Below are 20,790 nucleotides of genomic sequence, written 5' to 3'. Positions count from 1 at the left end.
AATACGGTTCAACGACTGCTGATGGGGGCAGTGGTGCTTTTTCCAAACGCCGAGCTAATGGTGACTGTTGGGCTCGGCGACGGACCGCTACCGGTGGTCGTCACCGACACCCGCCAGCGCGCACCCGTGCCGGTCGGGGTTAGAGTGGCCGTGCCGAGGCTCAGCGGCCCGGCGGTGGTCGAGGCCGTCGCCGTGATGCTGTTGCCCGTGCCTCGCGACGTCGTGCCTGCCAGGTCCCAGGTGTAGCGGCTGTTGCTGCGGGCGGTGACGGTGGCGCTGGTGACAACCAAGTCTTCGTTGACTGCTGCCGGTGCCGAGACCACCACGGACACCATTGCCGGTTCCGAGACGGCGTCCTTGGCGTCGCTGGCCTGATAGGCGAAGGTCGCGGTGAATGGCGCAGTGATGCTAGGCGGTGGCGTGTAGATTACATGCGCACCGTCTGTGATGACCGTGCCCATGCCCGAATCCGGCTGATTCAGGCCTACCACTTTGAGCGGTAGGTTGCCGTCCGGATCGGTGTCGTTGGCCAGCACATTGATGGTCACCGCTTGGCCGTTGGCGCTGGCGGCGCTGTCCGGGTTGGCGACGGGTTTTTTGTTCGAACCCTGATCGTCATCATCGTCATTGTTCTTCGCGTCCCCAGTGCGGAAGGTCGGCAGCGCGGCGGAGTTGACGTAGGTGACACCGTCCCATCCAGGCAGAGGCGTCGGCATCAACTGGAACTGCCCGGGATGCTCGATATCCCAACGCAGCAGCATCGAAGTGTCCTCGTGCTGAGTGTTGTGGCAGTGTTCCATGTAGGTCCCGGCGAATTCACGGAAGTGGATCGCCATTTCCACATCGACCGAACTGTCGATGCCCTGGCCGATGCGGTACACGTCCTTGCGTGCCCATTTTTCCCATTCCGGTGGTGCCTTGCCGTCGCGGCTGAGGATGATGCCTTCTTCGAAATGCACGTGTACCGGATGGTTCCAGCCGTTGCCGCCGTTCTTGATTTTCCACACTTCCAGCGTACCGTCGCCGACGTAGCCGCCATCGGTCGGGCCGTTGGCCAGTTGCGGGGCCGCGTTGAGTCGGCGTGGGTCCATGCTGTAGCCAAAACCGCCGTCGGTCTTGATGGTCCACGGAGCTTCGTCTGTGCCGTCGGAGCGGCCGAAGACGAACTCGCGGTGCCGCGCCAGTTTCAGCTTGGCCTGCACGGCTGGGTCATCGCGGTCGAGGGTCAGCGGGATCATGACTTTGCCGGCGGCTTTGCCCGGTTTGGCGGGCTCATATTCGGCAGGATTCATGCTGACATCTGTACCGGTGTAGGGCTGCACGATCATTTGCATGAACTTGCCCACTACCGGATCGCCCTTGTCCCACTCCGGACCTTTGCTGCCTTGCTTGATCACCGCTTTGTACTTCTCGGACAGCACGTCCGCGAGGCTCAGGGCGTTCTTCTCTGGACCCTTGCCGGTCTTGTGTTCCATCAGATTGACGAAGTACAGCTTGTCGCCGGTCTTAATCCCGTTTTTCGCAAAGTTGACGATGATGTCGAAGCGCTCGGCAATGCCTTGGGTGGGCAGGATCGCGTTGTGGTTCTGCTTATCCCCATCGCCGTCCAGATCCATGCTTCCGTCGAACGGCACAGCGTGTTCCATGATGTTGCCGTCGTTGCCGATCAAGTGAAAAGGCACGCGGGTATAAGACAGATTCGAGCCGGCCGGCCCTGGAAATTCGCCACCGTTGCCGGCGACTTCACGTACCAGGGCAATCCTCAAATAGCGCGACACCGAGCCGTTGAGAATGCGAAAACGGTAACTGCGTGCCCGTACCTTCAAGCGTGGCTGGTACTGCCAGTTGACCAGGATCTGATCGCCGAGAAAGCCGTCGGTATTGAATGGGTTGAACCACAACTGGCCGTTGGCATCCCAGGCCTTGTCGGCGACCACCAGGTTGACGTCGTAGTCGCGGTTGCCCCAGGGCATTGCCGAACCGCTGGGCAGGCGCAGGTTGACGCCGTCCTCGATAGCTTCGTTGCCGCGATCCAGAGCGCTGTAGTAGTTCATCATCACCGCGTTGCCCTTGTAGACGTTCTGTGCGGTGAAATCGAGCATGTGGTCGTGGAACCAATGGGTGCTCATGGTTTCGCGCCAGTCGCCACGAATCTTAATCGTGCCGTTTTCGCAGGTCTTCAGACCGGGGCTGGCGTCGTTGACGAACAGCTTCTCACCCGGTGCGCATGGGAACGCCGCCCGCGGGTCCTGCGCTTTGGTGTTGATGGTGTCGTAACCGGCCAGCTGTAGCGGCCAGCGATAGTCGTAGTACTGCCCCGGAAAGAAAAACGCGTTGGTGTAGCCGTCGCTTTCGGCCGGGGAGTGGCCATTGTGTTCGTGGGTGCTGATGGTGTGCAGGCCGAAGCCCATGTTGGCGGCCGGGTCTATCGGCAGGGCGTTGTAGTGACGCATCAGCACCGGTTGGCCGTAACGCACCATAAGTAATTTGGGCGGAAAGGTGCCGTCGAAGGTCCACAGTGCATTGTGATTCTGAACCGGCATGCTGGGGTGGAAACGGGTATCGATGCCTTTGGTCGTGCCCGTCGTGGTCGGAATGTCCGAGGTCTGGTAGTAGAGCCCGCCTGGCCCGAACTCACCGACGGCATAGTTGTGCAATTGCCGGCGGTCACGCATGCCGCTATTGAGCTTAGCGCCTGCTTGCACGGTTTTGAAGGCGACCTGTGGATAGAACTCGTTCCAGCGTTGATGCGACCAGCCTTTTCCCGGTGGCCGGCCCTCGGCCGGCGAACCCACCGGATGGCGGTTGAGGAAGGTTTCGATCTGCGCCTTCCAAGGGTTGCGGTCCAGCACGTTGGAGAACTGCGATGGAAACGGGTACAGCCCGGGCTGGCGCATGAAGGCTTCCAATGCCGAACTCGAAGGGCCGCTGCGGGCGACACTGTTCGGGTCTTGCTGCGGCAATGGGCCGACGGTGGGTACCGGGAATGTCAGTGGTGGTGCAGGCAGGGTGGGGTCGAGTTTTTCCGTACCGAACTCCTCGAACAGCAGCAATTGCTGGGTGTAAGGCTGGGCGCCGAACAACGGGCTGGGCTTGCCGTTGGTAGGGAAATTGAACGAGGTCTGAACGCTCGGCGGCAGTACGTTTTCGGCGCGCGGTGTGTTTCGGTCGCCGTACACGCCGTCGGGATAGGCGATTGCTCCCTGGTTGGCTTCGGGCAGGCCTTTGATGGCGTCCAACTCGGCAGCCGCTGCCAGCGGGTCGGCGGGAGGTGTGTAGTATGCTGAGGGGTCTGTCGTTGGCGGCTCGCTGACATCGTCAAGCGGTACCGCGTTGGCCGTGGCCAGGGTCACGAGCATCGCAGAGGTAAGGCCTGCCCTGCGTAAATAGCTCACTGAATGGATATGTTGTGTAGCAGATTTCATTTTATTCCCCTCGCGTCATGCCTATCGGCGAAACCCGCCATCCTGTTCAGTGACGGCAGATGCTGCGGTAGTGGGGAAATTGCAACTGTTAGGCCATCATCTGGCCTCGAAAAAAAAGTACTAATGAATTAGTAAGTTGTTTCAGAGTGTTTCTGCGCGCTTACAGAACATGATGGGGCATATTCCTATAAATTGGTGGGTCTTCCCCAACCAATGGGGGTAGTTCCCCATTTTTGGAAAAAATGATCAGTCTACAAAGCTCGGGGGAATCTGCTTGAAATTCTTCCCAACCCGCGATCCCCTCTAAACCTACAATTTCAATTGGAGCTGGGATTTGTCGGCGCAATGAATTAGCGGTTTTTTAGTCTGCTCATCGCAGTGGTGTAGCGACAGTTAGCTGTCGGAGCATTTTTCATAGATGGATTGCTTTGCTAAACGTGCTTTGGCAATATCGGCGACCTGTGCTCCTCAGTCGGTTCTCCATCCCTCTCATTTGGGAACTGTGTAGTAGGGGAGTACAGGCAAGCCCGGCCCTGTGCCGGGTTTTTTATTTGTAGGAAACATTACTCAATAACGTTGCAGATACTCTCCACTCGTTGGCTATGAGTTGGATGGTCGGTAGCGCTCTGAAGGCCTGATTGAAAGGCTTCGCAGCTTAAATCTGGCAGGCTATTTCTATGTCCATCGCGGCAATGCGGCTCATCGGCTTCATCCTAGGCATTTTTCTGATCACGCTGGCCGTAAGCATGGCTATTCCCATGATTACGCTGGTGGCCTATGAGCGTAGCGACGATCTGTCGGCCTTTCTCTGGTCGAGTTTGGTTACCTTCATCTGCGGCCTTCTTTTGATCGTGCGTGGGCGCCCTGATACTGGCCAGCTCCGTCCGAGGGATATGTACCTTTTGACGACTGGCAGTTGGGTGGTGGTCTGTACCTTCGCTGCGTTGCCAATGGTGTTTATCAGTCACATCAGTTACACCGACGCTTTCTTCGAAACGATGTCCGGCATCACAACCACGGGCTCAACTGTCCTGAGTGGTTTGGATACCGCTTCACCGGGATTGTTGATCTGGCGCTCGATGCTGCACTGGCTGGGGGGTATAGGCTTCATCGGCATGGCGGTGGCGATCCTTCCACTGTTGCGAGTGGGTGGCATGCGTCTTTTCCAGACAGAGTCCTCAGACTGGTCGGAGAAAGTGACACCGCGTTCTCATGTGGCAGCCAAGTACATCCTCTTTCTATATCTGGGACTTACTGGCACCGGGGCTCTGGCACTCTGGATCGCTGGGATGACGCCGTTTGAAGCGGTCAACCACGCAATGTCTTTGATCTCTACTGGCGGATTTTCCACTTCGGACGCCTCGCTTGGGCATTGGACGCAGCCAGCGATTCACTGGGTAGCGGTGGTCATCATGATTCTGGGTAGCCTGCCCTTTACCTTGTACGTCGCAACATTGCGCGGCCATCGGCGTGTGTTACTGAAGGATCATCAGGTGCGCGGGTTTGTTGGGTTCCTGATCGTTACCTGGTTGGTAGTGGGAACCTGGTTGTGTTTCCACAGTGATTACACCTGGTGGGATGCCTTTCGCATCGTGGCTGTCAATGTGACCTCGGTCGTTACGACTACCGGCATCGCGGTAGGTGACTACACATTGTGGGGCAGTTTTTCCGTGTTGTTGTTTTTCTACCTGACCTTCGTCGGGGGATGCTCCGGCTCAACCGCCGGTGGCCTTAAAATTTTCCGCTTTCAGGTTGCCGCTGCGCTGCTCCTGAGTGGCTTGAAACAACTGATTCATCCCCGTGCGGTGATCCAGAAAAAGTACAACGGCCATTCCATCGATGAGGACGTCTTGCGTTCGCTGTTGACCTTCTCGTTTTTCTTCACAATTACTATTGCTGTGATCGCTTTGGGGTTAGCGTTGATTGGACTGGATTGGACGACTGCCTTGAGTGGGGCCGCCACCGCAGTATGCAATGTTGGGCCGGGGCTTGGCACGGTCATTGGGCCTGCGGGCAATTTTGCTTCGTTGCCTGACGCTGCTAAGTGGCTGCTGACCGTCGGCATGCTGCTTGGGCGGTTGGAAATTCTGACGGTGCTGGTGATTTTGACACCTGTGTTCTGGAGATATTGATCGCTTCGCCTTTGAGTCGCCAGGAAGCCCGTTTACCACGTCCTAGCGTCCGGATTCGCAATACCAGTTGTGACAATTTCATCGGGTGCGTTAGCGAGAAGCTCAACATAGTCCAGCTATCCAAATCTTTTAATCTTCCAATTGGTTTGCCTTGATACATTGTGTATTGCTGCGCAATACTGGGCCAAGACCAAAGGATTTGGTTCCCCTTCGACAAAAAGCCCGCCATACGCGGGCTTTTTGTCGTCTGGATATTCGTTAGCCTGTCGGCAAATACTGAATCGCCCCCGCTTCGCCGGTTCTGACGGGCAGCTATTGGTCGATTCTGTTGAAAAAGTAGCTCCCCTCTCTGGCCTGCGGCAAAATCTCAACATTGGCCAGCAGGGAAGCACGCAGCATGACGGGACAGTTATCGAGTGGGTAGGACCGACTGTTTTACTCGTTCAACCTTGAAGATCACATCCCAGCAAATCACCTTCTGCGCAGCATTGATCAGTGTCTTGATATGAGCGATTTGCGCCATTACCTCGGCGATTTCTACATCCCAATTGGGCGTCCTTCAATTGATCCCGAGCTGATGATCCGCATGTTGATCGTGGGCTGCGCGAAGAAACCCATCTGAACCCGGCGTATCTCAGGTTCTGCCGGTTGAGCCTTGAAGATGAAGTCCCCAACCACTCGACCTTTTCCAAAAATCGACACGGCCGTTTTCGGAACAGCGATCTGTTTCGCTGGTTGTTTAATGAAGTGCGGCGTCGCTGCATGGGCGCTGGCCTGGTCAAGAGCGAGGGCTTCGCCTTGGACACCAGCACCATCAAAGCGGATGCGAGTCGGCAGCGCGGTGTACCGGGTGATGAACCGGTAAACTGGAGCGATTCGGCCCTGAGCACTCGCGCCGTGCATGAGTATCTTGAGGCGCTCGATGAAAAGGCTCTGGCCGAAATGCTACCGATGCGCCTGTCGCTGACGGATCTTCAAGCCCGCTGGACCGGTGCTCCAGGTGGCCCAGCTTTCTACGCTTACTCCACGAATTATCTGATCTATACCGAGCACGGTGTCATCGTGGATGTGGAACCCACACAGGCTCATCGGACGGCCGAGGGCAAGGGGGGATCAGTCACGGTGCGTGGTTGCTATCCGAGCCAAAGCCGTCGCTCAGCCCTTGCGCAATGCTACCTCGCTTTGAGTGGAGGGAAAGTGTTTACCTGACGTTCTAGCCTGCCTAAGATGAAGCCGTTGTCTTGCGGATCAACGCGATGATGAAACTGATGTCACACTGATCCTATATAGGAACAACAACTCGTAATTCAGAGCCATGACTGGTGTACCTCTATAATGAACAACCTAGACGACTATCGCTTCCAGTCCCACGAGCTTTTGCTTGAGCTTGATGCAGCCACCACCAATCTTATGATGCTTGTATCGGCACGACAGTTGGAGGGGACCTTGTGGAATGAAGCTACCTATCGCCAGAAGCTGGCGTATGAGGCGTGGGCTACTTTTCTTAACTCCCCCAAAATTGATCCGATGCCTATGCTAGATGGGCGGGCCACAGGTAGCTATGGACCGTCGGCGGACTGAGAAGTCTTCTATTAGTCAAAGATGTCTAAGACGAACACTCAAAGCTACCTATACCCATTGACCGAGCTTTTTGCAGATGGCATTCACACGACGCCGTTAGTGATATGCCAGCGGCCATTTCAATCAATCAAATCCTCGTTTGCCGTCATAGGTCACCACTCAGATCTTTACACCCTTACTGGATCGATTGGCAGATTGTGGTCGAAATTCTAGAGTTTGTGCGCAGTGCTATGGAGGTCCCACGGTGGTCGCAGTCAGGACATTGAGCTGAATAGTTGCTCTGAGTTTTTCAATTCGCACGCAGCCTCCGCTTCATCTCGCGTCGGAAATGACAGGTGAAGACGACACTTTTCCTTGTTGTCGTAGATGCTGTAGCCACAAGGCGCCATGCTGGAGTAGAAGCGAGCACCATCACGTACCGATCCAGTCTCGGTAGGTATCGCCGGAACGACAACAAATCTCGATACCATGTCATCACCTATATTTTTATCCTCGCTTAAGTTTTAGCGGCATATAGCTAGTACATCAAACCTTTCTCAATTGGAGTCGACGGGTGGGTGCCTTGCCCTGCAAGATGGTGTATCGCCCTGACAGTAATCCCGACCTGAAACTCTAAGGGTTGCATCGCTCGCTTGGCGACCGGCGTACAGGCCCATAGCTGCCGGTCAGCAATAGCTGAAATTGGCCGATTGCTGTATTTCAATAGAAGTCATTCAGATGTCATGAGTACCGCTAACGTCATGTTAATGAACTCTTCGTTCTTGCTGATCGTTGCCAGCGCACTGCGCACATTGCCTCCAACCTCATCTGAGCCGCGCTCCTCGACCCACAGCGTCAGTCCAAAGGGCTAACTGGTTCTGATCAATCTTGCCTGATGGGGAAGGGGGTAGGTCTGCGACAACGCTGGCCACTGATGACGGCTGAGCAGATCTTCCATTGCTACACGTACCGTGAAAATGATGAGTATCGCGCTGAGCTTAAAGAGTTGCTGGAGAATTTGCTGAAGCTAGTCGTGCGAGTTTCGCGATGGCTAATCCATGGCGGAGGTCTGCTTTCGGCCAATTCGGAGAATTGGCGTTTTTGTCGCTTTCCTGTCAGGGGGCGTCTGCTCAACTACTTGTGAAAATGATCAACTATTCTGTGAAGCTACAGCTGCCCGTCCGGAGGACTGCAATCAACCCGTGTGGCCTCTTGGTCATATTGCGTGAAAAATAAACGCGCGAGTACGCACAGTAGTTCGGTATTGATGAGCGAACTCTGCGTTAAAGGCGGTTCATAAAACATGAAAGATGTACTCGGCGGACTCGTTGGCAGCCAGAGACACGTCCGATGCGGTCAATCGCTCGCGCAGCGATAAATCATCGACCCGCACCTGCCACTCGCAGCTTGGATCTTCCTCAAGAGTACTTTTGACGCGGTGTATCGCTTCGAGCAGTTTTTCTCGTGGTGGAAAGTAAACGGCCAGCGCGTTGTCTTTCCAACTCGCCACATTCAGGCCCAGTTGCGCGCAGATGGCGATTTTGCTTGATGCATCGGCTCTGTCTGCTTGTCGAGATTGATTGACGAGTGCTTCCAGAGCCGGATCTGTACGCCCATCTGTGCAGAGAATGTCGTCGCTCTCCCACGCCTGTGGCGGGCACGCTTTGTTATCTTGACGTAACGCGATGAATGGGTTGATTTCCATCGGATAAATGCGGCAAACCAGGGGGCGTTCTTCGTAGATGCCGCAAAGATTGTCAGCTCTGAGATTAGGGCATTGCTCAAGTGCTTTGCCGGCAAACACAGCGATGACCTGTATCTGGGTCTTACCACAATTTACACTTACAGATCGGCCTTTGGCGTGGGCAAACTCCGCTGATGAATGAGGCCAACTTGATTCATCAAAGGCCTCAAGAATCACCGCGATGTCGTGACCGCGGTTTAACCATTGTTGTGCCTCAGCCAATGTCAGCGGTATCAGTCGGCCCTTGCAGCAAATACCGCAGCCTACACAGGAGAATCGTACGATGTTGCTTTGCATATTTTTCACCGGTATGTAGAAATTGGTTGAAGATAGATCGGCTGTATTCGCTTATTTAGTTGCGTATTGCCTACGCAATGCGCGTGCGTGCCCTGCGCTTGCCCACATGAGGCAGCCTCAGGATTGTTAACCAGTACAAAGGCGTGCTCTTGGAATGACGGCGAACTTCACGCAGATGTGGGCGATAACTACTCGCAAACTCCTGCTAGAGAGTTCCCCATACGTGAATGGATCACCGGATGCCCAGTCTGCGATCCAGCGAAAGTGCTCCTGCACCGCGTGCGATGATGATTAGCAGCAATCCCGCCCAAGACAGGTGCGTCGGCCAGGCATCGGGGTAAACGAAAACCTCAATGACAAAGGTCATACCCAGCAACGCCAAGGCGGATAGACGGGTGAACAGCCCGAGGACCAACAGCAGTGGAAATAGGTGCTCGCTGTAGGTCGAAAGGTGTGCTGCCAGTTCTGGAGAGATCACAGGCAAGGCGTATTCCGTACGGAACAGTTCGTAGGTACTCGGCGTAATCGTCAGAACGTCGCTGACTTTAGTGCGCCCGGACATGAAGAAAATGGCGGCGATGGCGATGCGCGCCACCAACACCAGAAACGAATCGCTGATCAGATTGCCCAAACGGGTTGCAAAGCGATTCCAGAGGCCACGCAGGGAATTGTCGGCGGCAGGTGAGCGGGTGTTGATGGTATCCATGCTGTGCTCCGTTGATGGCTTCAGTAACTAGTTGTCAGGAGTTCCGCCGTTACAAACGCGTCAGCACTCACCAGGCGAATAATGAGGTTTTCCAGGTTCAGGTCAGACTCGACATCAATGGCCCAGTCAGCGGCGACATCGAGGGGCAGGTGGGCCGCGCAGGCGTCGAGAAAGGCACAGTCTGCGGCGCTGGCAGCTTGCCAATACACGCGGCCGGCCTTGCGTGTCAGTAGTGCACCTTCACCTTGCCATTCGAGTTTTTCAGGCATTTCCCGTTGTTCACGATTGACGCACCAGATCGTGTAGGCGGGACAGTCCGGCAACCAGACCCAACGGGCGGTGTCCCGTGGTTTAAGCCGCAAGTTGCCCAATTCCGTAGCGGGAATCTGCGCCAAATCGTTCAGCCCAAGACCAGGCTCATCAGCGGCGCAATGAACCTGTGTCCAGAGCAGGTCCAGACGGGCGACGTCGCCCAGATACGGCATGTCTTGCGCGTGCTCGAATTTGTCGAGAAAGTCGGGGAAGCCCGCTCCGTAATTCAGTAAACGTGCATCTGTTGGCGGTGAAAGCCGGGCATGTATGGCGGCGGCGCTTTTAAGCCAGTCAGTTCCCACCAGGCGCTCTACGGTAGGGAAGTTGGCTAGCAACGCATCCGTCGTGCCTTTGAGTACGGTATTGCGATAGACCGCAAAGCCTGGTTGTTGGGTCAGCGAATCCATCGTGGATGATCCAGTGCCGTATAACGCATCGACGAAGGCATCCTGAAAGCTTGCGAGAGAGGGCTTCATATCGCCACCTTCATTCGCTGATTTTGCCCAAGGTTCAATAACGTCTGCGCTCGGTTGCGCTCGGCCAGTAAAACGTCGAAAGCGGGGATATGGTCGTCGCGTTCGATCAGTGTCGGACGCTGGCCGATCCGCTCGATCAGCCGCTGGTAGAGCGACCAGACATCTTCGGCGACAGGGGCATCATGGCTGTCGATCAGTAACGAGGATTCACCCGGATCCTTGGTGAACCCCGCCAGATGAATCTCCATGATGGCGTCGGCCGCAAAGGCATCCAGATAATCGGCGGCGTTAAAACCCAGGTTGTGCGCACTGATGTGCACGTTGTTGACGTCCAGCAACAAGCCGCAGCCAGTCACCGTGCTCAATTCGGTGAGAAATTCCAGTTCGCTGTAGTCATGCCCGTCCAGGTGCAAATAATGGGTCGGGTTTTCGATGGCAATGCGACGTCCGAGGGCGTCTTGTGTGCGCTGGATATTGCTTGCTATACGTTGTAACGCTTCATTTGTTCGGGGAAAAGGCAACAGGTCGGGGTGGTATTGGTCGCGCCAGGCTGACCATGCCAGGTGCTCGGAAATCAGTGCCGGTTGAACGCGATCAGCGAGCTGTTTCAGGCGCTTCAAGTGCTCCGGGTCCGGCGGGCAATCGGCCGCCAGCGAAAGTGACACCCCGTGCAACGACAATGGGTGCCGCTCGCCAATGGCCTCCAGCCATGCCAGACGGGGGCCGCCACCAACCATGTAGTTTTCCGGATGAACTTCGAACCAGAGACCTTCGACCGTGCAGTCGTGGGCCTCTTGGTAATGGTTCGGTTTGAGGCCAAGTCCGGCCCCGATCTGGAATGCCTTGTTCATGATAAGTACGTGCCCCGTGGCGTTGACGTTACATTGGTGTGAGGGTGCCGGTGCCTTTTGGTGTCTTGATGGTGGTGCAAGTGCCAGCGGGAACGTTTTTCCAGGCATTCGGCTGGTAATCCATTTTTGCCGTACCTGCGCATGTGGTACCTGCACCGGCCTTGCAATCGTTGTGACCGGCCATGGCGACGCCGTAGCATTTTTCCATGGCGCCTGCGGCGGCTGGGGTCTCGGCGGCAATGGCGCCGGCAGCAAAGGAGGAAAAGGCAACGGCGATGGCAGCAAGCTTCAGATTGTTCATGGTTATTCTCCGGGATCATGAGGGTGGGTCGTCGCATCAGTGCAGGAGTGCGCTGTGCTTCAGATCCGAAAGGTAGTTCGCTGAGTTTTCAAATCCGGTTACAGCCATCGCAAAATATTTTTTAGAACCGCAAAATGAATCTGCTTGTTGCCTTATGCCTTTGGCGGCAAGCATGATCCATCGCCCGTTATTGGCGCTGGCGTTATGCAAGTACAGAATATTTTCATCCTCGTGTAACCAGAGTGGACGATGGAACGAACTACACATAACGACGCATTGCGCAGCCGGGAAATTCATCTTCAGACTTTGTTCCTCGCGGGCCTGGGTGGAGACGAGCGGGCTTATGGCACTTTCCTCAAGGAGCTGAGTGGTCATATACGCGGCTTTGTTCGAACCCGACTTCAGCGGCAACCGGGTGAAGTCGAGGATTTGCTGCAAGAGGTTTTGCTGGCCGTCCATAACGGTCGACAAACGTACCGTGCGGACCAACCGCTGACGGCCTGGGTGTTTGCCATCACCCGCTACAAACTCACGGACTTTTTTCGTGGCAGGTCGCGCAATGAAGTGCTCAATGACTCGCTCGACGATGTGGCGGAGCTGTTTGCCGAGCCTCATCTGGAGCCGGAGCAGGCCCATCGCGACCTCGGCAAGTTACTTGAGCAACTGCCTGACCGGCAGCGTTTGCCGATTCAGCAGGTGAAGCTTGAAGGCTTGTCGGTCGCCGAGTCCGCGCAAATGACCGGGCTTTCGGAGTCAGCGGTAAAGATTGGCATCCATCGCGGGCTTAAGGCGTTGGCCGACAGGATTAGAGGTACACGATGAAAACTGACGATCTTATTTCCATGCTGGCGACTGGTGTTACACCGGTCGACCGGCATGCGCTCGCAAAGCGCTTCGGCGTCGCGGTGCTGGTCGGTCTGATAACGGCCTTCTTGCTGGTGTTGGTCATGTTTGGCGCACGTCCGGATCTGGCCGAAGTGGCGGCAACTCCGATTTTCTGGGCAAAGATTGCCTTGCCCCTGTGCCTGATGGTCGGCGCGTTGAGCCAGGTTGTGCGCCTGGCGAGGCCCGGAGTTACGCCAGGCGCCGGACAACTGCTGGTCATTGCTGCGGTTGCAGCGGTGTGGGCCGGCGCCCTCTATGTCCTGATGACAGCAGCCCCGGACGTGCGTGCTTCGATGATCTTCGGTAAAACCTGGCGCGTGTGTACGCTGAACATCACCTTGCTTTCGATTCCGGGGTTCATTGCTGTCTTTTGGGCGCTGCGCGGTTTGGCACCCACTCGCCTGAGACTGGCCGGCGCCTGCGGCGGACTGCTTTCAGGGGCGATGGCTACCATTGCTTATTGCCTGCATTGCCCTGAAATGGAAGTCCCTTTCTGGGGCGTCTGGTACTTGCTTGGCATGTTGATACCAACCGTTATCGGTGCGCTGCTCGGACCGCGCTGGCTTCAATGGTAGTGGGGTTGGAAATCGCTAGTTATCCAGCGACTCCACCACTGACTATCGTCGCAAGTTTGAGATCAGTACAGCTACCCTGGCCAAATCCAATCAAAATGACTGGTCAGGTCGAATGCAAATAGGTGGTCAGTTGCTGTGCGCTTGGGTGGTTAAGTAGGGTGCAATTTCGCAGAATACGGACGGAGGTTCTGCCCTGAAAAGCTTGGGTAGATGCCGAGATTGCAAGGGAAGCGCTTGGAGGCCGCCGCCAAGGTTCGCCTCGTGTCACTTAACTGGGAAGGTAAACACACGCCGACTCTTAACAAGGTCCTAACGTCAGACCAGTACGATACCTGGGAGGAAGCTAGACGCGACCTCAAACTCCAAGCAGCTCCGGGAGGTCTAGTTGGTGCAGAGGCATCCCGTTAACTGCCAGTCTGGAAATCACATCTACAAGCAGTGGATTTAACCGGGACTATCTAGCCAACGACTGCGATAGGGTAATCCGTGCAGTGGATTGGATCTGAAACGCGTTTTTAGCCAAGTCGCCCCCAATGCGCATTAGCTTCATGTGTGGACTCCTTCTCACTGTGACTGTGGTTCGCCCCTTCTGCCTGATATCCAAAATGTTGAGGTGAGTAGGAGTCCATCTCATTGAACCGCAATTTACTTCTTAGACACAGCCGGTACGCGGCTTTTGACTGGAAACAGGCGTAGGTGGAACGTCCGTTTTTAGCCGATTTTTGTCTGTCATCACTGTCTATTTTATTGTGTCGAAAGCGGAACCATCTTGAGGGTGTTCAATTCGTAAAGCGTTTTTTGCACCACAATGACACCAGAATACCTGTGGCAATCGACACCATTGGAATGCTTGAAGCAACGCTCAGTGTTGGAAACACCAACAGTATTTGCGAGTCGTTACCGCCGAGCATCATCGAAGCCCCAATCCCCATCAAAATACCCGCCAACAAATGAACGCCAGCCTTTGATGGGGTAAAGGCCTCGAAACGGAACATTTTCCTGTACACGGTAAAACTCAGCATGCCTGCCAGCAACATGACAAACACAGCAATACGCCGGGCGCTGATTGCCATATCGGCTTGCCAGAACAACTGCGAAAAATTGTAAAAGAACACACTCGGTGTCCATAACGGCTCGAACGTATAGAGCGCACTCGTAAACGCACCCAGCAGCATGCTGGAGAAAACCAGATGTTTATTACCGTGTATGCAGACTAAAAAAATCAGCACCAGCGCCACTACACCGATCAACAACCAGTAATGGCGGCTGGAAATTTCCGGCATCAGAATGGTCTTCTGTTCGGGCATCATGCGCATGTAATACCAGAGCACGATCCCCAGGACCCAGCCGATCATTGTGAACAGTTTATTGAAATTGCCACAGGCAAACCTGGTCAGCGTACCTACGCTGCAACCGTTGTTCAGCACCGATGCCACCCCGAACAACAAGCCTCCCGAAACCAGTAAAGGATAGGAAATACCCGGCGAGTACAGCGGCAGGCTGACCTCGGAGAAACGATAGAGCGGGGCCAGCAACAACCCGAACAATCCACACGATGTCAGTGCCACAAACAAAGTCGGGCGCCCCGCCAGCAATTGTTCGCTCGCTTTGACAAGGCACATGCCCATGCGCTGCGAAATCCAGCCAATCAGGAACGCTAATACCAACGCCATCAATAAAGAGAAAACCATGTTCGTGCGCCACCGCTGATTTGGATGGACCGGGCGTCACCAGGCATTAGCTTAGTCCTCGATCAGGCTACCTGTGTATCGGACACAGTCGTAAGCCGACGGTCGCTTTGTATCGCCCTATGGTTTCGTAGAGGTTGAATGACTGCTCCTGGCCGGTTTCAGCCGGTCGCGACAGGTAAAAATCGTCCAGAAGCAGACGATTGACTACGTCCGCTTCCGACCCAGGCTGTGTAAAAACTCCCGCGAGGGCTCGCCCGGTTAAAAATCGACCTAAAAATTTCGTTCCTATGTAAATTCCGGGTGTTGGCCTGTCGAGCTTTTCTAGAATTGGCGTAGAAGCGCGCACTTCAACGTTTGGTCAGCGTTTTTACACACTCTGGGCCAAAAGCGGACGTAGCGGAGAAACGCATTTAGCCCTCTCAGCTCAGTAAATTTCGAGATAATCGGATCGACGCAGCACGATCATGTGTTTAAAGATTTTGGTATGTCACGCAACTATTGGACTAAACCATTAACAGGTTCCTAGACTCAGTAGGTTGTCAGTCCAGACGCTATCAGCGTAAGTTCGTAAATAGGGTAATCCTTGAGAGGGGCGGACAATCCCCACGTTAGCCCGTCTCCCCGATGCGTCCATCACATAAAACGTATCGCTTTTTGCGTCAATTCTCTGCACGGCGTCTGCCGTTGTGAGATACCAAGGTACAGATGCGTTACCAACCTGAGTTATACGGTCATGAGACCGAGTTCCAGATAACGTGATAAAGGTAATTTGACAATCTCCCAAGGCAGCTCTCCTTTTACACGTGTTTTATTTTGGCGTGATTATTGCGATCTGACTGTAGTCGAATTTGTCTAGAAATCTAATTTTCTTCGTATCATTTCATCGCGATCTGAGCGCCACGTGGTCATGCAGGATTTCCTCACCAACCCGTCTGAATCGTCTCTAGTTCCTTAGTCGGGGTGGGCGACAGTTTTTGGCCGTTCTCTGCCAATCATGGTCAAAAAACGTGTTGGTTAAATACGATACAAATGGTGGTCAGGAAGAACGGAAATCACTGGTCAAGTTAAATGCAAACAGGCCGTCAAATGGAGTGCAATTTTGCATTTATAAAGAAGAAAATGTAAAAAACAGCTCGGCTTGTTCGCAGACTTATGCTTTTTCACAAAACATAAGTCTACTAACAAGTTTTTGGTGGCGCCCGTGATTAGTTCAGATATTTACGCGTTCGCGGCAGTACGGAGTTCACTTAATTGGTCGTCAACGAAAAAACCCGACTTGTCAGATGAATAAGATAATCGATGTTCCGCGCCAGCTAGTCTCACTCCACCCACCCAGCCCCCTAGCTTAATTGCAACTCTCGGAGTATACGCAACCAGAACAATAACGCTGAAAGTGCTCATTCGTTTTAGCGGCTGGAGAAAAAAAGTATGGGGAGCTTTTAATTCAATTAAGACTGCTTCTGCATCACAAATTAGCTTCGGAGCCAACTCTCCATTATGCATTTTATGAGCGACCTTAAACTCGGGCGATTGCAATCTACGCAAACGAAAATAAATCAACCAGCTTAGAGCTGTTAACCATAATAAGGCAACGCAAATAGCTGTGTATTTTTGTAAAAAAATTATTACCCTAAGCCCAGTGAATATTTTCAGCGGTCCAACAGCTTTAAGTGTTGATTTACCTAGAGATTTATGACGATTGATACGGCGTTTCATCATCCATTTAATATGCCCTGATTTCAAAGACGGAGAAATATTCTTGAGCCAGTTATAGTTAATGGCTTTATGAAATTTTTTGACCTGAGGATTTTGCCTTGATACTTCGGGTGCAAGAAGCCAGCTTTCTATATTCAGCGGAACATCCATACCATGCGTTCGAGCTTTTTTATTATAAAGTACAACGTTTCCAACGATGGAGCGGATAAACCCTTGGGAGAGACTGCGGATCCTCCGATGATTCAAGTGAACCGAAAAAACGTTACCTTTATCCCAGCTGAGTGAAAGACGCTTATCCAGTTTGATGGCCAATCCTTGGTTACCAATTACAAAAAAACATGCCGTCGAGAGAATAAGTAGTCCAGGCAACGCCCACCAAGCCAACATCCTGACGGGATAATAGCCATCTAGGATTGGTGGGACTATTGTCATGATTATCAAAACCGCCCACACAGCGAGTGAAAGCGTAATTGCTTTCACAAATATAAACTGATGAAGTCCAAATAGCTTTCGATAACCAGGAGATCTAAAGAAATGGGTGTTCTCAAGGATACGTTTCCTGCCATTTGGAACAAGCAGGCCTTGCCAGACACGCCACCAGAACCATAGGCAAATAATGCCCAATAATGCAGGTATAATCTGAGCAATTGATTTCAATGAAAAAATGGCATCGATCCAATATTGCATACCTCTTTGTACACCTGCTGAGCTAGTAAATGTCAAACCTATATCGGCATGTTCATTCCAAGCTTTAGCTTATATTGGTGGTCGATGGTATGTTGTTCATAAATTTGCGCCCGAAAAATTGTTAAATTCTTCGCACGCAGAATCATTTATAGCGCGGCTTACAGGTGACATTTAGGCGCCCGTTGGATGGCGCCCTAAATGCAAAAAACTGTTGTTCATACCTGACAGTTATGGAGCGGTAAAAATTTTTAAATCCACATCTAGCTCATCCGCAGTGCTTAACCAATCCTCGATAAGCTGATACGCCTGAATACTTGCAGGCTGACAAACGAGCGGATTCTCCATACTTTTGATGAAGTGCTTGGCGGAAAACGAGTTACCAGTCACGATCCAAATCTCTTTTTTACATCGCATTGATGTTCTGCGCGTGCAGATAAGCTCCCATACACGTTTGGAGAGAGAGTCGTCAGCTGGAGCAGGATAGTTAACTTTTCCGTCGACCAATCGATAGCGAGTATCCAATGGAAAGTCCGCAGTATTCGCGGGCCAAGCCTGGTGCCACGTTGAAAAATTCCCGGGTTTAAATTTTTTATCACTTGAAACAAGCATGTGGATGTTTTTTATAGCTTGACTGCCAACTTCTGCGATGGCACCTGCTGAGGATTTTGGCCTCCGAGCATCACCGCATTTGACATGAACAAAGCAAAGTTTCTCTGGCGAAGACAAAATAAAATCACCCGGTTCAACCCCCATGTCGCTGCAAAGAACGAGGTCGCAACCTGGAATGAACTTAGCAAAAGGCCCTAGATCCCCGAGGGGGGTAGCTGGGTCTCCGTACCCCTTCAACTTGTCAATAAGATGGAAGATCGAGTCAGGATCGAAGCTATCTCTAGTGGTACGGTGATACTTGTGATCGTTAACATGGCCTTTTTCTTTGAGATTTGCACCCAGCATTTCAACAAGGGGGAATAGCGAATTACCCGAAAAACTGTCCTGAGCGGTAATCCCCCGCTCATAAGGTAATGCCAGTTTATAGAACGTTCCACCTAGATACGTCACGCCATCCTCATATAATATTTTCAATCGATGGCCATGATTTAAATACTCAACAACCCATTCGTGATCATCCCTTTCATTAGACGCACCGCAAAGTTTAACCTCAAAGCAAGAATTATCATCCAAATATATAAGGGATAGCTCTATTTCTTCGCCGTGCGCGTTAAAACTAATCCCATCTTTGTAATCTAAATAAAGAAACTCAGCATGGATTTCGCCATGCCCAATCGGTGTAGGGCCAGCCAGCTCAGTAAAATCCAGTAGTACCGAAAGAATTTCTGTATCTGGTTTGTCGGCTATAGGTTGAGCATAAGATTTGATAAGACGTCCAGCGTTGCCGCCTGCCTCGATACACTGACTGATAGCGTCGATCCACTGCGAAATATCATACAGCGTAAAATTTGACTCTTTCTGGTCTACGATCCGCCCAGATCTAGCGCCAATATAGAAGCTGCTGTCTCTCTTACCATCCACTCCAATATTATCGACTTTCACCATCGTTAGGGCGTATCGAGAGTTACTCTGGTTACTGCGGCTACCATCGAGATTTTGCCCTTTTAAAGCCACAGACTCTGGGCGACGGACAGCTTGCCCAATAGCTCGGGCATGAGTTTCTTTGATCTGATTAATTTTAGTCTTGGCTGCTAATGCCGTAAGCTTATCAATATGTATGGCATTACGAAGACGGTACTTCTCTTGATTGTAGTAACGTCCACCTCCACTATCAAATACCGCTACACCAGACTCAATTTCTTTCACGATTATCACGTGAAGCTTCGGCTCAAAAAAAAGTTTGTTTGAGAAGAATTTTGAACTATTGAACTCCACGTAGACCATGATTTTTAAGTCAAGGAAATCTTCATATACCTTGACCAGAGCCCCAGCCCCATGGAGTTCCCAGTACAACCTGTCCATTAATAGAGGAAGGGAAAAGTCATCTTCCTTCTGTATAAAGCATACTGACGCATGAGGAATTTTAAGATCATCTTCCGGGTTTAGGTGATTTAAGTCCACACGCTCCTTGAATCGTCCATCGAAATAGCTATATTTAGGAAAGCTTTCGAGAAAGGATTCAATCAAGTAACTTGTACTGAGAGAGCTTAAAAATTCTGAAGCCCCTCCGCTGGCAAGATAATCGTCGAACTTCAGATAACCTTCCCACATTCCCTCATTTGCGCCTCGGCTGAGGTCTAGCACCAATGGTTGCGCTTCTCCATAGTGGCGAACGATTCGGCCAACAGCCTGCACTAGCTCACGGCCACTACCTAATTCGTAAGTTAAGATTAATAGTTTGGCTTCGGGAATATCAACACCTTCATCCAACTTGTGCTGATGGATGATTACTCTGAGCCCTTCGACCTTAAGCGCTGGGCCGACTCGCTTGAATTTATTTTGTCCCTCGTTGATTTCTAATCGCTCATGCACGCTTGCTGTTACAAATAATGGAGACAATAATTCATGGTACTTCTGTATTTCTTCAAGGCTCTTACACTTAACAATGCACTTTAAACTGTCATCAGAATCAAGATGCTCTTTGATTTTTTCGAGCAGCCTGGGTTCATTGGAAACTTGTTCGTAGAGAGGTTCTGTGATGACCCCATCAGCAACAGCTTCCCTGAATGTAAAAACGTAAAAATGTTCCGTACTGACATTTAATTCGAATAAGTCATTTCGATATGGAGTCGCCGTAACGACTACTTTCATGGCAGAGGACTGGCGTATTATTTCCCGCCAAACAGGGGACGGCTCAGAGTGCCCCTCATCCACTATGATCAAATCGAAATCTCTTTGAACGTTTTCAAGCTCTTGATCCCCAAGCACCGTTAGCTTTTGAAAGCTAGTAATGTAGATGCCTTCGCCTTGGTCAAAATTATAATCTCGGTACGTTTTCTTCAGATCGAAGTTTTCATCTTTAATCGTGACGCGGAAGAATTTTTTCGATATCTCCCGGAATAGCTGGTCCTTAACAGCCTTACGGTGACATATAACAAGTATTTTTGAAGCCTTGGACAGATGCGATATAAGCGAAATCACCCCAGTCTTTCCTGCACCTGTTGGTAGATTGATCAGAAAACCTCTACCTGACTCATTCTCTTCAGCATACGCAACGAAGCTGCGCACTGCCTCCAGCTGGCAGCTCCTCAATTTTTCTTGTGCAGAGTCCAAATATTTCAAAATATCCACAACAGTCTTCCATGCGATTAAGGAGTGCTAATGTCAACTTGCTAGGCATGCGGCGTGCCGAGCAAGAGTAGCAGAGTGCCATGATCTGGTATTAGGAACCGAGTACACAAGGTGTTATTGAGCTGGAAACTTATCACTCAGAGCCGATGAATGGAGGGTGCGAGGGGATCGCAAATTAGTTAAAACGGTTCT

At 52.3% G+C, this 20,790-nt stretch carries 15 protein-coding genes and 2 pseudogenes; 5 read left to right on the top strand and 12 right to left on the bottom strand.

The features are described from left to right. Positions 1-8 precede the first annotated feature (8 nt). A complete protein-coding gene (locus tag ACA052_RS16175; protein ID WP_497641123.1) occupies positions 9-3,359 on the bottom strand; it encodes an Ig-like domain-containing protein in 3,351 nt (1,116 codons plus the stop codon). 743 nt (positions 3,360-4,102) lie between these two features. Here ACA052_RS16175 and ACA052_RS16170 point away from each other — a divergent pair. From ACA052_RS16170 to ACA052_RS16160, 3 genes and pseudogenes are all read left to right on the top strand, one after another. Next, positions 4,103-5,557, top strand: a complete 1,455-nt coding sequence (locus ACA052_RS16170) for a TrkH family potassium uptake protein (RefSeq protein WP_497641122.1) — start codon at positions 4,103-4,105, stop codon at positions 5,555-5,557. A gap of 430 nt (positions 5,558-5,987) precedes the next feature. After that, a pseudogene (locus ACA052_RS16165) lies at positions 5,988-6,658 on the top strand (transposase); the annotation flags it as partial. Between the two features lie 234 nt (positions 6,659-6,892). Next, the gene (locus ACA052_RS16160) at positions 6,893-7,138 is read left to right on the top strand and encodes a hypothetical protein (RefSeq protein ID WP_497645777.1); all 246 of its coding nucleotides are present in this window, start codon (positions 6,893-6,895) and stop codon (positions 7,136-7,138) included. Positions 7,139-7,847: 709 nt separating this feature from the next. Here the strand turns inward: ACA052_RS16160 and ACA052_RS16155 are convergent. The 7 genes and pseudogenes from ACA052_RS16155 to ACA052_RS16125 form a co-directional block, all read right to left on the bottom strand. Beyond that, a pseudogene (locus tag ACA052_RS16155) lies at positions 7,848-8,049 on the bottom strand (hypothetical protein). A gap of 362 nt (positions 8,050-8,411) precedes the next feature. Further along, on the bottom strand, positions 8,412-9,158 hold the full coding sequence (locus ACA052_RS16150; protein ID WP_497345948.1) for a YkgJ family cysteine cluster protein: 747 nt from the start codon (positions 9,156-9,158) through the stop codon (positions 8,412-8,414). A gap of 232 nt (positions 9,159-9,390) precedes the next feature. After that, positions 9,391-9,864: a DoxX family protein gene (locus ACA052_RS16145; RefSeq protein WP_347802133.1), complete on the bottom strand. Its 474-nt coding sequence runs from the start codon at positions 9,862-9,864 to the stop codon at positions 9,391-9,393. Positions 9,865-9,884: 20 nt separating this feature from the next. Further along, on the bottom strand, positions 9,885-10,652 hold the full coding sequence (locus ACA052_RS16140) for an HvfC/BufC family peptide modification chaperone (RefSeq protein WP_497345951.1): 768 nt from the start codon (positions 10,650-10,652) through the stop codon (positions 9,885-9,887). Continuing rightward, positions 10,649-11,503, bottom strand: a complete 855-nt coding sequence (bufB, locus tag ACA052_RS16135; protein ID WP_497641121.1) for an MNIO family bufferin maturase — start codon at positions 11,501-11,503, stop codon at positions 10,649-10,651. The genes ACA052_RS16140 and bufB overlap by 4 nt, the downstream gene beginning before the upstream one ends. Positions 11,504-11,531: 28 nt before the next feature. After that, a complete protein-coding gene (locus tag ACA052_RS16130) occupies positions 11,532-11,804 on the bottom strand; it encodes a BufA1 family periplasmic bufferin-type metallophore (protein WP_010461569.1) in 273 nt (90 codons plus the stop codon). A gap of 36 nt (positions 11,805-11,840) precedes the next feature. Further along, complete coding sequence (locus tag ACA052_RS16125) at positions 11,841-11,978, bottom strand: hypothetical protein (RefSeq protein ID WP_161599957.1); 138 nt, start codon at positions 11,976-11,978, stop codon at positions 11,841-11,843. A gap of 75 nt (positions 11,979-12,053) precedes the next feature. Here ACA052_RS16125 and ACA052_RS16120 point away from each other — a divergent pair, with 75 nt between their 5' ends. Beyond that, positions 12,054-12,626, top strand: coding sequence for a sigma-70 family RNA polymerase sigma factor (locus ACA052_RS16120; protein WP_497641119.1), 573 nt, complete (start codon positions 12,054-12,056; stop codon positions 12,624-12,626). Continuing rightward, positions 12,623-13,264 carry a DUF1109 domain-containing protein gene (locus ACA052_RS16115; protein ID WP_497645776.1) on the top strand — a complete coding sequence of 214 codons (642 nt, stop codon included), beginning with the start codon at positions 12,623-12,625 and terminating at the stop codon, positions 13,262-13,264. The genes ACA052_RS16120 and ACA052_RS16115 overlap by 4 nt, the downstream gene beginning before the upstream one ends. A gap of 779 nt (positions 13,265-14,043) precedes the next feature. On the opposite strand, the gene ACA052_RS16110 is transcribed toward ACA052_RS16115, so the two are convergent. The 4 genes from ACA052_RS16110 to ACA052_RS16095 all read right to left on the bottom strand — a co-directional run bounded on the left by ACA052_RS16110 (position 14,044) and on the right by ACA052_RS16095 (position 20,598). Continuing rightward, complete coding sequence (locus ACA052_RS16110) at positions 14,044-14,955, bottom strand: YeeE/YedE thiosulfate transporter family protein (protein WP_497645775.1); 912 nt, start codon at positions 14,953-14,955, stop codon at positions 14,044-14,046. Between the two features lie 511 nt (positions 14,956-15,466). Next, positions 15,467-15,739, bottom strand: coding sequence for a DUF3892 domain-containing protein (locus ACA052_RS16105; protein ID WP_497645774.1), 273 nt, complete (start codon positions 15,737-15,739; stop codon positions 15,467-15,469). 434 nt (positions 15,740-16,173) lie between these two features. Next, positions 16,174-17,358 (bottom strand): hypothetical protein, encoded by a 1,185-nt coding sequence (locus ACA052_RS16100; RefSeq protein WP_497645773.1) that lies wholly within the window; start codon positions 17,356-17,358, stop codon positions 16,174-16,176. Between the two features lie 228 nt (positions 17,359-17,586). Further along, on the bottom strand, positions 17,587-20,598 hold the full coding sequence (locus ACA052_RS16095) for a DEAD/DEAH box helicase (RefSeq protein ID WP_497645772.1): 3,012 nt from the start codon (positions 20,596-20,598) through the stop codon (positions 17,587-17,589). Positions 20,599-20,790: the final 192 nt, after the last annotated feature.

Source organism: Pseudomonas sp. LBUM1644, from assembly GCF_059716195.1.
This window is presented reverse-complemented; position numbering and strand designations above follow the sequence as displayed.

Bases quoted from the DNA above. Each gene is read 5' to 3' on its own strand.
- ACA052_RS16150 (WP_497345948.1), bottom strand. From the start codon at position 9,158: ATGCAAAGCAACATCGTACGATTCTCCTGTGTAGGCTGCGGTATTTGC.
- ACA052_RS16110 (WP_497645775.1), bottom strand. From the start codon at position 14,955: ATGGTTTTCTCTTTATTGATGGCGTTGGTATTAGCGTTCCTGATTGGC.
- bufB (WP_497641121.1), bottom strand. From the start codon at position 11,503: ATGAACAAGGCATTCCAGATCGGGGCCGGACTTGGCCTCAAACCGAAC.
- ACA052_RS16100 (WP_497645773.1), bottom strand. From the start codon at position 17,358: ATGCAATATTGGATCGATGCCATTTTTTCATTGAAATCAATTGCTCAG.
- ACA052_RS16140 (WP_497345951.1), bottom strand. From the start codon at position 10,652: ATGAAGCCCTCTCTCGCAAGCTTTCAGGATGCCTTCGTCGATGCGTTA.
- ACA052_RS16125 (WP_161599957.1), bottom strand. From the start codon at position 11,978: ATGCTTGCCGCCAAAGGCATAAGGCAACAAGCAGATTCATTTTGCGGT.
- ACA052_RS16175 (WP_497641123.1), bottom strand. From the start codon at position 3,359: ATGCTCGTGACCCTGGCCACGGCCAACGCGGTACCGCTTGACGATGTC.
- ACA052_RS16160 (WP_497645777.1), top strand. From the start codon at position 6,893: ATGAACAACCTAGACGACTATCGCTTCCAGTCCCACGAGCTTTTGCTT.
- ACA052_RS16130 (WP_010461569.1), bottom strand. From the start codon at position 11,804: ATGAACAATCTGAAGCTTGCTGCCATCGCCGTTGCCTTTTCCTCCTTT.
- ACA052_RS16170 (WP_497641122.1), top strand. From the start codon at position 4,103: ATGTCCATCGCGGCAATGCGGCTCATCGGCTTCATCCTAGGCATTTTT.
- ACA052_RS16120 (WP_497641119.1), top strand. From the start codon at position 12,054: ATGGAACGAACTACACATAACGACGCATTGCGCAGCCGGGAAATTCAT.
- ACA052_RS16145 (WP_347802133.1), bottom strand. From the start codon at position 9,864: ATGGATACCATCAACACCCGCTCACCTGCCGCCGACAATTCCCTGCGT.
- ACA052_RS16115 (WP_497645776.1), top strand. From the start codon at position 12,623: ATGAAAACTGACGATCTTATTTCCATGCTGGCGACTGGTGTTACACCG.